The following is a 14,606-nucleotide window of genomic DNA, read 5'->3' as shown; positions in this document are numbered from 1 at the left end:
AACTCTCAAATAAAGTTGACTTTAAGCTCGCTTCTAAAAGCTAGCATTTCTTACTATATATCATACTGGTTGTTTTGTTCAGTTTTCAATGATCAAGAGCTGTTTTTTGCGACAGCTTTTATATTATATCTAAATCAGTTATTCATGTCAACAACTTTTTTGAAAAATAATTTAAATTAAAAGATTACTAAATTTCAAAAAGGAATAAGTCGACAAGAAAATATATTACATTATCTATATGAAGTTGTCAATCACTTTTTAAGAAAAATAGTCATAAAACCAATTATATATATCATTTGCTTTTTGAAACTCTAAGTACGAGTCAATCTCATTATCCAAATGAGGCTTTTTCATACGATGATTAAACCATATAGCTTGCCATCCTGCTTTTCGAGCACCGATAATATCTTTTTCAAAAGAATCTCCTATATATATAGTAGATTCTGGAGAACAATTCACCTTTTCTTCTACTATACGAAAGATTTCGAGCTTCGGTTTTGCTACACCATAACTACCAGATACATAAATATTATTAGTAGAAATCCATTTTGAAAGTGCTAACTGTTCGATTTTCATCATTTGATGACTTTCTTCACCATTAGTCAAAATAGCAATTTGTACACCTTTTTCTTTTAATAAATCTAATAAATCTCTCATCTCATCAAACATCTTAATTTTTTTCTGTTCTTCTACATATGTTTCATGAAAAAGTAGTGCATCTGTTTCGTCCATATGAATCTCAAAATCTCTGCAAGCATATAAGATTCTACCAATTTGCCAATCACGAACAGATATTTCTTTCGCTTCACTCTTATCAAATAATTCTTCACTATATTTTCTACTTAAACGATAAATTTTGTCTATCTCACTGTAACTATAATTCGTGCTAATTACTTTATGAAAAGTTTTATGAAAAGACATTGCTTGGTCATACAATGTATCATCTACATCAAAAATTACTGTTTTCATTATCTGTGTTCCCTTCTTTTTTTCTGCCCTTGTGACAATTATAACAATACAACTTATGATTGTCATATACCCCATCAAAAAAGCCATCTTCGCAATACACTAACTTCTGACATTCTATACATTCGCCTACTATTTCTTTCAATGGATTCAGCTCCTTATTTATGAATAGACTAAAAAAGAGAGCCAAGCATATAATCACTTGTCTCTCTTATTATAACAAATAGTATAACTAGCTATTTCTCACTTCTGCTAACTTCAATAAATAATATTGTTCTTCACGTGCCATATGATCTGCCATAGAAGCAGTGAATGTGCTAAGTACTTCTGCATTCAATTCCATTTCCTCTATTTCATGTAAAAATGTTTGAAATAGTTTCATTTCTATTTCGACATCATGATTAAATCTTTCTAATGAAGGAAATTGGTCTATGTTTGTACGTAAATAACCCGTTAACTCTACTGCTTTTAAATAAAACTGATCAAAATGCTGTGTAAATTGAGCGCTTTTTTCTTTCAACCGCTTTTCTACACCATCTAGATGATCATTAATGGCACCAGCGTGGCCTGATGCATCAAGTAACCATATTAAATGGTGATGCAGTTCATGAAATAATGGTGGTTTTTCTCCTTGTTTTAAATATTGAATAATACGAACATATTCATCTAATTCATTTACCATATGATTAAGAAACGTTGGTGTTAAATGAATAATCATTTCTCCAATCAAATGACGTGCGATAAGTGATAACTTAAATTCTCGAAATTGTTTCGTGACATCTTCCACACGTATAGCAAAAGCGATGGCATTTTTCTCAGCAAGTACATCCACCTTCGCATATAAATCATCGTACTGTTGCCTAAATACTTCTGCCTTTTGCAAATCATCTATTTGAGATGGTACTAATGTATCAAAAATAAAACGTGCATGATCCGCTAAAATATGTAACCAAAAACGGTGTTCAAACTTGGCGTAATCTAACTCAGTTCCTTGCAATAGCCACATCCCCTTTTATTACACATGATAATTCATTGTATTCAAGTACATGTAGATTTATCACAAGATTAGAATTTGGCCGTAATCGAAACATTTAACATTGGCATATTTCACGATGAACATACAAGTCTTTTTAGGCACAGTTCGATTACCTTACCTTTGTTTCTTTCATGCTATGTTTATTTTGATACATTTTTTTGTCGGCACTCATATACAACTCATCTATCGTCATATTTGGGGTATAATACTGATATCCATAACTAAAGCTCAAATTCTTCACTAGCTTATTATCTACTAGTTTCAATTGCTCATTTAATTCATTCATATATGTAAACATTTCTTCTTCTGTACTATTACTTATAACGACAAATTCATCTCCACCAAGTCTTCCCACAAAACCATTGTTACTAAAAACCTTTTTTAATAACAAGGCGAAATACATCAAAACTTCATCACCTTTTGCATGACCAAAATCATCATTAATTATTTTAAAGTAATTTAAATCTATTAAAGTAACTCCAAATGATTGCCGATGTTCCATTAAATAATTTAAATATGTTTCATAACTTTGCCTATTAAATAATTTGGTAAGATGATCTTCCTCAGTAGATGCTGTTTCTAAGAAAATATACGCGACGAAAATCCCTAACACAATGGATGTCCAAGAAAAGTGTAGTTTCGAATCGAACAATTGCACAATCATTCCTATGACTGGAAGAAAGAAACAAACAATAAAAATAGTTGCTTCATGGAATTGTACTTTCTTTCTATTCATTAAGAGGAAGAGGAACATATAGATGTATAAGCTACCTAGAATGACATAGTGCCATTCTTTCCATTCCCTACTACTAAAACTATTTGTCTCTATATCTACCTGAAAATAAACCGGGATGAATATATTTATTAGTAGAATGACACATGTTGCAATACTTGCATGTTGATAGTATAGTTTTTTAGCTATACGTTTTGGTTTTTTATAAATTCTGTAATCTACATAGGAGAGGAGAAGACCACCAATAATTGGTCCAATTAAGAAAAGAAAAAAGTTACTCGAGTATTCTAAAAAAAACGCCCCAGTAAATTGCATCCCATCAAATATCCATGTCAATGGTTCTAGTATAATGGCAATCGTAGTGGTTGCTGTTATCCACCGGATTAAACGCTTTCCAAATGTTTTTATTTTTGACATTCTCACAATAAAATACAAAATAAATAATATCATCAAAGCGAAAATATTAATTTGAAATTGTACTAAATAATCCATGTATTTAGACTCCTATACTAATATTCAGATTCCAAGTATACTCGTGATGACTTACATTTTTACAGTATGCTAAAAATGAGATAATCATGCACTAAAATCAACTTAGACTAGTATGATTTATTCTTGTGGAATTATGTATACACATGTTTAAGTCATCAACGAATAAGTCTAACTACATAATTCTGCTTAACATTATTATTATACTTTTGACACTATTTATAGTCAAATCTATTTATTACTAACTTAGAATACGCACATAAAAACATGCAACACCAAGAAAGTCTTCTATCACCTTCTTATGTGTTGCATATTTTAAAAGCTACTTACCTATCTCTTATCCATCACAATTGCTTTAACTGAATATGGCTCTAATGTTACAAGCATTGTGTCTTCATCTATTGAAATCTGTGATTCTATCGGTACAATTTGCTCATTGCCTTTTTTGTTTACATTCGGCAAATCAACTACACTCTCATCTCCAGTAATTGTAATACAATGTGCTTCATTTTTCACTTGTAATCCTTTAAGTGAAATTTTTGTTACTTTTTCATACCCATCTGCATTCACTAGTTTCATGTAGACTTTGTCATCATCTGTTGATACAGTATGGAAAATATCACGATTGTATGCCTCTAATTTATAATCTAATCGTTTACTCTCAAAATCTTTCGTTTTATAAGAACATACTAATCGGTCATTTGTTATCCCACCATAATTCACAGCAATTGTATATGGTGTGTCCACTTGAAACTTTTCTAACATACTTGTACGTAAATTACCCGCTGCTGTACTGGAAGAATAGTCGCCAAGCGTATATCCTTCTACACCATCTTTAAATACTTTCACACCTGTAGCAGTGCCATTATAATGAATGGCATATTCTATCACATTCTTCTTCTCTTCCGAAATATCTGTTAAGCCAACTCCTATATACAATCCTTCATCTCCAGAAAGTTTAGTTGCTTCTACTTCTACAGTGTAATTAGACCACTCATTCTTCCATAAATACAGCCCATTTCTACCATTCGCTTGCTTGTGAAAATGAAGACCTTTTCCTTCGATATATTCTGTACCAACAGATCCAGGAATCACTTGCCAATCTTCATGCAATTCAGTTGTAAAGTCTTGTTCAAAAAGTAGTTCATTGTTGTGATTATTGATGATTTTTATACTTTTCACGAGAACTTCCGCATCACCTGTTCCGATAGACACCCCGCCATGTGGTTTGTATTTCGTAAGCTCACCTTTCTTATATGAAGCGAATGTTGTATCCCAGACCGTTTTCCCTACATATTTTGCAAATAGTTGTTGTACATAATAATTCGGTGTATACCATACAGATTCATTATCAAACCAAATCATATCAGGTGTCCAACGATAGGTACCATCTGTTAACACTTTATTAAACAACGGCGCATAAGCTACTAACTTCACCACATCTGCATTATTTTCAAAACCTGTCATAATGGCTGCTTCTGCAACCGCACCTGCTAGCGTATTCTTATCTGTTGAAGCAAATTCTCCTACAAACACCTTAGATGATTCTTTCTCATTCAGACTACCATCCTCATTGTAGTTACGGTAGTAGTAATTATAGCGATCCACATTTTGAAGTAAATATTCATTTGAACGGTAATAATGTTCATCCGCTATTGTATCCATGTAATTCGGTTGATGTGTATACCATGTCATCTCTTCTTCAAATTCTTTCTTTCCATCTGTAAAGGTAACTTGATGATTTCCAGAGAAGTTACCACTTAAAAATTTCCATCCTTCTTGATATGCATCATCATCTGCTTGCGCACCAACTGTAGAAATGATGTGTAATTCATATCCAGGGTAATTTTCTTCCATATACTGATCTATTTTCATTTTGAAGTATTCAAAGTTTGCAAAGAATTCTATACCCCAATTCTCATTTCCGACGCCTAAGTAATGTAAATCAAATGGTTGTTCATGCCCCATTTCTTTTCTCACTTGTGCCCATTCATTTTGCTCAAAATCTGTACTTATTGCAAAATCAATTAAATCCGTAAAGCTCTTTACATAATAATCTCTTAATTCACCACCTGCTGGATGTACATAATTCGATCTCGCTTGACATAATACACCACAAGCCATAACAGGTAATGGCTCTGCATGAAGGTCTTCTGCTAATTGGAAGTACTCCATATAACCGAGTCCCATCGTCATCATGTAACCCCATACGTTAAAATTCTCTTTACGTAATTCCACTCTGCCAACGGAATCTTTCCATTCATACACATTCTCCCAAATGTAAGAACCTTCCGAAATACAGCCACCTGGAAAACGTAAGAATTTAGGATGTAACTCTACAAGTGCGTTTACTAAGTCTTTTCGCAAACGGTAATTGGGATTCGCTAAGTAATTTTTGTTTGCCGTCTCTGAGTGTTCTTCTTCTTTTGCTCCCCATACATCTTGCGGCATTAGTGAGACGAAATCAATCGATACTTCTCCATCACTTGTCAATGCTAGTTGACCGAAAGTTGTCTTCGTTCCTTTAAAAGTAAGCTTTGTTTCGACTCCATATTTACTCCACGTGTTATTCCCATCTACTTCCACTGTAATGGCATTGCTTATCGGGAGATTGTTCTCATCTTGAAGTTGTAATGTAAGTGTGCTCTGTTCATTTGCTTTTGCCCAAATAGTACATTCATAAAGCTCGTTCTCTTTAATTGCCATTGCACAATAATGATTAGAATCATTAAATCCTTTATTTATTATTGTTACACCACTTGGCATTGTAATATAATGACTATTAACCTCTTGATCAGCTACACGAAAAAAGTCATTTAATCCACCTTCATTTTGTACGATGACTTTATCCACATCTCCATACCACGCATGAAGTGGCACATGATTTCTTCCTGTGGAACAACCACAAGCACCTGAAGCATGAGAATATGTGTCAAATGCAAATGATTCAAAAGAACGATTTTGAACTAACTCTGCATAAATACCACCATCTGCTGCATTATTAATATCTTCATAAAATAAGCCATACATCACATCACTTACAGATGCAATTTCTTTCGTTCCATCTACTGTAATATGATGTGATGGCATTCCTTGTGGCAATACTGTTACAGGAAAAGTTTGTTCTGTTTTAGCATCACCTTTTTGTAAATAGGCGATTAAATTAACACCATAGACTCTAGACACATCACCTACTACACCATGATCTGTGATAACATCTGCATTGCTAGACTTCCAATTGATACTGACTTTGTTCCCCATTAATTGACTTGGTAGCTCAATATCCCGTGAAATAACCGTAATTGGTGATTGTAAATATTTGTCCTTTGCTAATGCGACAATCTCTTGGTCTGTTAACGATTCACACATCACTTCAATTACTTCATCTTGCGTCAACCCTTGTTCATATATTCTAAAATCAGTTAAAGATCCATAGAGGTCAAGGTCTGCTGCATGTTGTGATCTTCCGATATAGTTGTTACAATAATTTGATTCCGTTTTGAATGTATCAAACCATTGTCTTAGTTGTTTGTATGTTCCACTAGATGTCTGACTAATAGAGCCATCTGCAACAATTTCTCCATTCACATAAATCACAGGTCCTGCACTACTTAATGTTCCTGTCTCTGTTCCTGTCACAGACATTGCTACATGCACCCATTCACCACTAGCAAATGTTTTTCCAGCATCTGCAACTAGATCTGTCTCCGTATAACAAACACCTCTAAAATTTCGAGTTAAAAATATGTACGGTCCAGTTGGTCCTTTACCAAAATCAAAAATTCGTTCCCATACATTTTCACCTTTTCTTAAATAAATCCAAGTCGTCACCGTTATACCAGTATTATCACTGACATTTTTCAATAAATCTTGTGGAAGTTCTAAATAAGAAGTTCCATTCTGACCTCCATGTAAGGTTACAGCATACTTGTCTTCAACCTCTTCTACAAACGGTTTCATTTCTCCTTTTGCAATTGCATCATTCCCATTCCCTGAGATGTCTTTCCCTATATTATTTACATCTCGAAATGAATAATGTGCAAGCAATCTCTGTTGAATTGCTCGTTTTCCCATAGTTATATCTCCTTTTATAAATACACTTTTTTATTGCTTCTCGATTAAAACTTTATACAATCTGTAAGTACAAGTCAATCATTATATCGCGTAAATCGATAAGTTATTTAACGGAATAACCAAACTCGTACATATAACTATAATCGTTTTTTAGTGAAGAGAAAGTGGAATATCAAATTCTACTAATGTTATAATAGCGTAAGAAAAAAGGATATGTATGCTTTTGCTTTTCATTATAATGAAGGAGTGATGAATGTTGAGAAAATGGATTGTATTATTAACAATGAGTTGTATGATTGGATTGATTGGTTGCAGTAATGAGGAAACATCTCTATCAGATGAAGAAGTCAAAACAATGATTCATGAATACAGTACAGATCAGCTTGAAGCTACCTCTGCTTCTGTGAATGCTAATCAATTAATAGTGGAGAAAGATAATGAAACAATGGCCTACGATTTACCTGAAGAGGAGTTCTTTCTGTCTATTGCGCCATTTCAAAATGCAACACATCCATGTACCTATCATAGTTTAACAGGATGTCAAAGTGAACTTACTGATACTACATTTGATGTTTATATTGAAGATGCTGATGGCAACATAATAGTTAATAAAGAAATGACATCATTTAATAATGGATTTATTGATATATGGTTACCTAGGAATGAGAAATTTTATGTAACAATTTCTTATCAGGATAAGGAAGCTAAAGCAGAGTTATCCACATTTGATGATGACCCGACTTGTATTACCACAATGCAACTACTGTAAGAACGAACCCGCTAGAATCACTGGATTAATTAGCGGGTTCTAAGGCTATGTTGGATTGATTGCTTATTTGTTGAAATTTATTTAATAGATGGTCTAATCGAACTGACAATTCAAGTAATTCTTCGTAACTCACGTTGTTCTCATACGCTTGATAAAGTCTTTGTCTCATTACATCTATTTTCATTTCTAGTGATAACATAGTTTTCACCATCCTTTACAAATATTATCTATTAAGGTGTACCCAATATTTTCAATTAACAAACCTAAACAAAGATATGTTATCAAAAAGAACAAGTTGATAACATGAAATCCGAACTATTCAAAAATAGTTCGGATTTTTATTCTTATTTTACTCTGATGTTATTGATTATTTAGCTACGTATCAAAATCCGTTTTTTACATACTTACAAATTATACAACAGACTCTGCTGGTTTGGTAGAATTTTTTTCAATTTCTTGGACTGCTTTTTCACTTGTATCTACACGTTTAACAAAGAATGCTAACACCAGTGCAACGATATTAATGCCAAGTGCTACATAAAAGGAATATTGGATTCCACTTAGTAATGCTTGTTGTGTGATTGATTCTGTTGTTGCTTGTGTAAGTGCTTGTGGATCTACATTACTTATTAATGATTCGCCTTCAGATTTTGCAACATTATTCATGATAGTTACCATGATTGCAGTACCAATCGCACCTGATACTTGTTGTGCCGTATTGTTGATCGCCGTTCCATGCGCGTTCAATCTTGTTGGTAATTGATTGAGTCCATTCGTCATAATAGGCATCATTACCATCGACATCCCAAACATACGAATCGTGTACACTGAAATGATATATGTGTAGGTGGAATCAATTTGGACATTTGCTAACATAAATGTTGAAATTGCTGTAACCATTAAACCAATAACACTTAACATACGCGGACCAAATTTATCAAATAACCGTCCAGTAATTGGAGACATGATTCCCATAATAATCGCACCAGGCAGAAGCATTAAACCAGATTCAAGTGGAGAGATTCCACGCACATCTTGTACATATGCTGGTGTTAAAATCATCCCGGAGAACATTGCTATTGCATTCACAATTGCAATAATCGACGCCAAGGCAAACATTGGATATTTATATGCACGTAAATCTAATAATGGTTCTTTCATTTTTAATTGACGAATAATAAATAACGCAAGAGCGATTGCACCAACAATTAATGTTGTTAGCACAATAGTATCGTCCCAACCATGAGCACTTGCATTACTTACGCCATACAGCAATCCGCCAAATCCAATACTTGATAAAACTACAGATAAGTAGTCAAGTGTCGCTTCTTTATTCTGTGCCATAACATTTTGAAATTTCCAAATACCTAGCAATAAACTAATAATTGCTAATGGCAATATCATCTCAAATAGCACTCGCCAATCATAGTACTCTACAATATAACCTGACAATGTTGGCCCAATAGCTGGCGCTGCAATCATAACCATACCGAAGACACCCATTGCGGTACCACGTTTTTCACGCGGAAAACTTACTAACATAACATTCATTAATAATGGTCCCATTACTGCAGAACCCACCGCTTGAACCATACGTCCTGTAAGCAATATACCAAAATTTGGAGCAAATGCAGCTAATGCTGTACCTAGTGTAAAAATGAACATGGATGTAACAAATAGACTTCTGTTCGAAAATCTTGTAATTAGAAATGCAGAAGCAGGAATCAAAATTCCACTTACTAACATATATCCTGTTGCTAACCACTGTACTGTAGAATAATCTTCTATTCCTAAATCAACCATTATAGATGGCAATGCGACATTTAATAATGAATTATTTAGAAAAGAAACAAATGCACCTATAAATAGGATACTTATCATAAAATATGGTGTTTTTTTCGTTTGTATTGACATATTACTTCCCTCTTATTCTTTCATAAAATCTTATAGTACTGAACTATTTTATACCTAGAGTCCAAAATAATCAACTTTTTTATACTCACGGTTCAAAAAGTTGTTTTTCTTTACTTTAGGTCGTATACTGACTTTAGAGAAAATGAGGTGATAACATGAATGATCGCAAGCGAAAAGTAGCAGATATAGCCTTAAATCTATTTATTGAAAAAGGATTTCAGCAAACATCGATACAAGAAATTATTGAAAAATCAAATATTTCCAAGGGGACTTTTTATAATTATTTTACTTCTAAACATGATTGTATTGCTGAAATACTTGAAAATATTCGATATGATGCAAACCAACAACGAGTAGCAATGCAAATTGGAAAAGACCCTAAAGATCGTTCCATATTGATTGATCAAATAACGATACTTATGCAATTAAATGATGAAAAAAATGTTCGACCATTGTTCGAGAACATTCTTTATTCCAAACAATCAGATTTGAAAAAGTTAGTGTTACAACATAGGGTTATAGAAATGGAATGGTTGTCCAATAGACTAGTAGATATTTTTGGAGAAGAAATAAAAGCATACGCACAAGAAGCTACCGTACTATTTTACGGTATGTTGCAGTATATGTTATTTACTCTAAATCTTACACGTATACACTTTACATTACGTGAAGTGGTAGAAACTATATTCACTTATGTAGAGCATTTAATTCCATACATGCAAGAAAAGGGAACTACTTTTTTGAATGATTTTGCAATTGATGCACTTCAACAAAATATGTACAAAAATACGGTCACTAAAAAAGAACTACTTGTACTTGCTAATGGATTTAAAGAGCAAGAAATGTTAAATGAAGAACAAAGAGACTTACTTGATGTCATCATTAGTGAATTAGAAAGAGAACGAATCAGAAAAATTATTATAGAAAAATTATTGCAACCACTATTCCATGCATTCGAAACAACCACACTCTCCAATCAAATGCAACGATTCGTGAATTTAGTATGGAATTATCTGAAAGAGAATAATTAATTAAAGACATAAATAGCGGTCTTCACACATCATAAGAACGATTATATATGTGTTGTTTGGCAATAAAAAATGATATGACACAACTTTAATCTATAATTATGAAATGATTCGTGTGCGTATACCCCGCTCCAGCTTGCCCCCTCCCCTTTCCATGGGCTTTTTCCTTCAGCTAACTTTTCAGAAAAAAGGACCCCATAGAAGTGGGGGTGGGCGCCTGCGCTTAGTGAAGCTCTACAATGTTTGGAAGTGCTGACATTTTGGATTGTTACAGATAGGCGCTTATTTTGTTCATCGTGGTCGATATGAAGTAAAGCTAATATTTTTATGATTACTATAATTGTAGAGTATAAAAAAGTGTAGGTATCCGTTTCCGCGACTACGGGGGAAAAACACGGACAGGGAAACGGACAAGCCGGAGCGGATGCAAAGCACATATAAAAATCTCATCATTACCAAATGGAGTTATATATCAAATTTCTATCTAATACGCACAAAATCCAAACAATTCTGTAAATAGCTTTCGAATCGTTTGGATTTTTCAAGTTAAAGAATTCTTTTGTTCCAATCCATTTTTCTTGTGCGCAACTATTATAAATTTTATTTTTTTGCTGAATCACGGATAATTAACTCTGGATCGACAAGTACACTATTCTGCACTTGCAACTCATTAATTAAATCATGCAACATATGTGCAGCTAGCCGTCCAATTTTCAACTGGTCTTGTTTCACTGTCGCTAAGGATGGGTCACTATATCTACATGCTTCAATATCGTCACACCCAATCACTTTGATATCTTGTGGAACACGTAGACCGTTCTCTTTAATCGCTTTTAGCACACCTAAAGCCATCATATCTGATACTGCATAGACTGCTTCTGGGATAGAATTGGTATGAATCAATTCATTCATTAATTGATATCCACTCTCTTCAAAATAGTTCCCATGTAGAATCCATTCTTCTTTTAAATCCATCCCATAGTCCTTCATTGCTCGTATAAACGCATGCTTCCTCACATTGGAAATATCTGAATTAATTTGCCCACCAATAAATGCTACTTTTCTAATATTATTTAGATAGAAATACTCTACTACTTGTCTAGATATCTTTTCATTATCTGTCATCACATAACTAGATCTCTCACCGTTTAATTTCAAATCAACAGCTACTGTAGGAATATCACTTTGATCCAATTCATGTATCGCTTCTTCAATATTCTCACCTGCAATAATTAAGCAACCATCAAGTTGATAATGCTTGGCACGTGCGACATAATTTTCTTTTCCCATACTAAATGTTTGATTGGAAAAGATGAGCATATCATACCCTAATTGACCAGCAGTATTTTTGAATGCATTAATGACTTGATTGAAGAAAGGGTGATTAAATTCAACATGTACTTCCCCAGCATAAATTAAGCCAATTAAATTCGACTTTTTCGTAGCTAAAGCTTTTGCTGAAAAACTAGGTTGATAACCTGTATCCTCAATTACTTTTTTCACTTTTTTTATTGTGTCAGGACTTATACTACCTGTTTGATTCATTACTTTTGAAACAGTACCAGGTGAAACGCCTGCCATTTTAGCGATTTCTTTAATTGTTAACTTCATGATTCTAACCTCTACTTTTCAGACATCTTCTCTCTATCTTTTTACTGTTACCGCTTGCACTAATTACTATTTATCATACCACGATTTCTCGTCTAAACACATCTTTTTGGCCTAACTTTTTACTGCTCCTTCTGTTAAGCTTGAAATGAACAAACGATTAAATAATAAGAAAATAATAATTAACGGAACAGTTGCCCAAAATGTACCTGACATAATCATGCCATTATCTCGCACATAGTTATCAATCAAACCTCTAAGCGCTACTTGAATCGTATAAGCAGATTCTTCACGCAATACGACTAATGGCCATAAGAAATCATTCCATATATACATAAATCGAATGATTGCGAGTGTTGCAAACGCTGGAATAATTACTGGTATTGCGATATTCCAATACACTCTAAAATTCGAACAACCATCTATTTTAGCTGCATCTACTAATTCATCAGGAACATTACTACTAATATATTGACGCATCCAAAAAATCCCGAATGCATCGATTAAGCCAGGAAAGATAATTGCTTTCATATCACTAAGCCAGTCTAATTTCGTAATAATATAGTACTGTGGTATCAATCCTAACTGTGGTGGAATCATCATCGTTACTAATATAGCAATAAAGAGAATATCTCTCCCTTTAAATTTTAATTTAGCAAATGCATATCCTGCTAATGAACAAAGAAATAAGACACCTATTGTCGTAACAACAGAAACAAATAACGAATTCCAAATCGCACCAAAGAAATCGATTGTGTTAATTACATTCATAAAGTTTGCCACAAGTTCCCCACCAGGTATAAATGCTGGAGGCAAATTATTAATCGCACTATTATCATTTGTCGCCATCACAAACATCCAATAAAATGGAAAAATAGAAAGAATTGCACTGATAGCTAACAAAAAATAAAGAAAACCTTTTACAAGTATAGTTGATTGTTTTTGAGTATACGAATCACCCATCATTCACCCTCCTATCGCCCAATCCGATTTGCTATGAATACATTTATTGTAGAAAGTACAATAATGATAAGGAACAAAATAATGGCAGCAGCAGATGCTGGACCAAAAGCGAGATTTGAAAATGCTTCTCTATATAGATATAGCACAACAGTAATACCTTCCTCACGATACGTTCTACCTATATAGATTAATGGTTCCGTGAATAATTGCAGTGCACCAATAGTCGAAGTAAAAACTGTAAGGATAATGATTGGTCGTAACAACGGAATCGTAATGTACTGAATTTTTTGTCTCACTGTTGCACCATCAATGACAGATGCTTCATACAATTCATGCGGAATCCCTTGTAATCCAGCTAAGTAAATGATCGTGTTATACCCCACCCATCGCCAAAAAACCATTGTAGAGATAGCTATCTTTACGCCCCATTCAGACGTAGACCAACTAATTGGATCCAACCCAAAAGTTCCTAAAATCACATTGATTAATCCAAATTCTTGACTATTGAACATGACACCAAACACAATTGCTACAGCAACAGTAGAAGTAACATATGGCATGAAGATAGATACACGAAATGCGCTTTTCATTTTTATTATCGATGCATTGAGTGCATATGCTAGTATAATCCCAATTAAAAGTTGTGGTAACGTACCTAATAACCACATGATTAATGTATTACTTAACGACTTCCAGAAAATAGGGTCTGTCAGTATCCACTCGAAATTCTGAAAGCCAACAAACTCCATTTCATTTAGACCATTCCATTTTTGAAAGCCAAGATAAAAGCTAAATAAAATTGGAAATAGTCCAAAAATAAAAAACAATATAAAAAATGGAGAGATGTATATATAACCAGAAAAGGCTTCTTTACGCTCTTCTGTCCAAAATTTTTTGCGTTTTTTGTGAGATGTTGATCCAACTTGTTCCACAAGACATACTCCTTCCTATTCAAAATTGCAGAACTTCTTAGCTGTTTCTATTTCTAATTTTAAAAAATACGCTGGTGTAGAAAAACATGTTTGC

Annotated in this window: 11 protein-coding genes; 2 read left to right on the top strand and 9 right to left on the bottom strand. The window is 33.5% G+C overall.

Annotation, left to right across the window (positions count from 1 at the left end):
- Positions 1-258: 258 nt before the first annotated feature.
- The 4 genes from ACFOZ1_RS15500 to ACFOZ1_RS15485 form a co-directional block, all read right to left on the bottom strand.
- Positions 259-969 carry an HAD family hydrolase gene (locus tag ACFOZ1_RS15500; RefSeq protein ID WP_390200734.1) on the bottom strand — a complete coding sequence of 237 codons (711 nt, stop codon included), beginning with the start codon at positions 967-969 and terminating at the stop codon, positions 259-261.
- A gap of 229 nt (positions 970-1,198) precedes the next feature.
- Positions 1,199-1,963 (bottom strand): DUF2935 domain-containing protein, encoded by a 765-nt coding sequence (locus ACFOZ1_RS15495; protein WP_390200733.1) that lies wholly within the window; start codon positions 1,961-1,963, stop codon positions 1,199-1,201.
- Positions 1,964-2,111: 148 nt separating this feature from the next.
- Positions 2,112-3,227 (bottom strand): GGDEF domain-containing protein, encoded by a 1,116-nt coding sequence (locus ACFOZ1_RS15490; protein WP_390200731.1) that lies wholly within the window; start codon positions 3,225-3,227, stop codon positions 2,112-2,114.
- Between the two features lie 327 nt (positions 3,228-3,554).
- Positions 3,555-7,298 (bottom strand): alpha-L-arabinofuranosidase C-terminal domain-containing protein, encoded by a 3,744-nt coding sequence (locus ACFOZ1_RS15485; RefSeq protein WP_390200729.1) that lies wholly within the window; start codon positions 7,296-7,298, stop codon positions 3,555-3,557.
- A gap of 253 nt (positions 7,299-7,551) precedes the next feature.
- Here ACFOZ1_RS15485 and ACFOZ1_RS15480 point away from each other — a divergent pair, with 253 nt between their 5' ends.
- The gene (locus tag ACFOZ1_RS15480; protein ID WP_390200728.1) at positions 7,552-8,067 is read left to right on the top strand and encodes a CueP family metal-binding protein; all 516 of its coding nucleotides are present in this window, start codon (positions 7,552-7,554) and stop codon (positions 8,065-8,067) included.
- 25 nt (positions 8,068-8,092) lie between these two features.
- On the opposite strand, the gene ACFOZ1_RS15475 is transcribed toward ACFOZ1_RS15480, so the two are convergent.
- Together ACFOZ1_RS15475 and ACFOZ1_RS15470 are read right to left on the bottom strand one after the other, a co-directional pair.
- A complete protein-coding gene (locus tag ACFOZ1_RS15475) occupies positions 8,093-8,266 on the bottom strand; it encodes a Spo0E family sporulation regulatory protein-aspartic acid phosphatase (protein WP_390200726.1) in 174 nt (57 codons plus the stop codon).
- Positions 8,267-8,478: 212 nt separating this feature from the next.
- Positions 8,479-9,981, bottom strand: coding sequence for a DHA2 family efflux MFS transporter permease subunit (locus tag ACFOZ1_RS15470; RefSeq protein WP_390200725.1), 1,503 nt, complete (start codon positions 9,979-9,981; stop codon positions 8,479-8,481).
- A gap of 155 nt (positions 9,982-10,136) precedes the next feature.
- Here ACFOZ1_RS15470 and ACFOZ1_RS15465 point away from each other — a divergent pair, with 155 nt between their 5' ends.
- The gene (locus ACFOZ1_RS15465) at positions 10,137-11,012 is read left to right on the top strand and encodes a TetR/AcrR family transcriptional regulator (RefSeq protein ID WP_390200724.1); all 876 of its coding nucleotides are present in this window, start codon (positions 10,137-10,139) and stop codon (positions 11,010-11,012) included.
- A 597-nt stretch (positions 11,013-11,609) separates the two neighbouring features.
- On the opposite strand, the gene ACFOZ1_RS15460 is transcribed toward ACFOZ1_RS15465, so the two are convergent.
- From ACFOZ1_RS15460 to ACFOZ1_RS15450, 3 genes are all read right to left on the bottom strand, one after another.
- Positions 11,610-12,620: a LacI family DNA-binding transcriptional regulator gene (locus ACFOZ1_RS15460; RefSeq protein WP_390200723.1), complete on the bottom strand. Its 1,011-nt coding sequence runs from the start codon at positions 12,618-12,620 to the stop codon at positions 11,610-11,612.
- Between the two features lie 111 nt (positions 12,621-12,731).
- Complete coding sequence (locus tag ACFOZ1_RS15455) at positions 12,732-13,580, bottom strand: carbohydrate ABC transporter permease (RefSeq protein WP_390200721.1); 849 nt, start codon at positions 13,578-13,580, stop codon at positions 12,732-12,734.
- Positions 13,581-13,591: 11 nt separating this feature from the next.
- Entirely contained in the window at positions 13,592-14,512 is a 921-nt protein-coding gene (locus ACFOZ1_RS15450; RefSeq protein ID WP_390200719.1) for a carbohydrate ABC transporter permease, read from the bottom strand.
- Positions 14,513-14,606 lie beyond the last annotated feature (94 nt).

Origin of the sequence: Gracilibacillus marinus (assembly GCF_042651725.1) — a bacterium.
Taxonomy (GTDB): Bacteria; Bacillota; Bacilli; order Bacillales; family Amphibacillaceae; genus Gracilibacillus; species Gracilibacillus marinus.
Note: the sequence above shows the minus strand (reverse complement) of the source record. Positions and strands in the feature narration are given on the sequence as shown.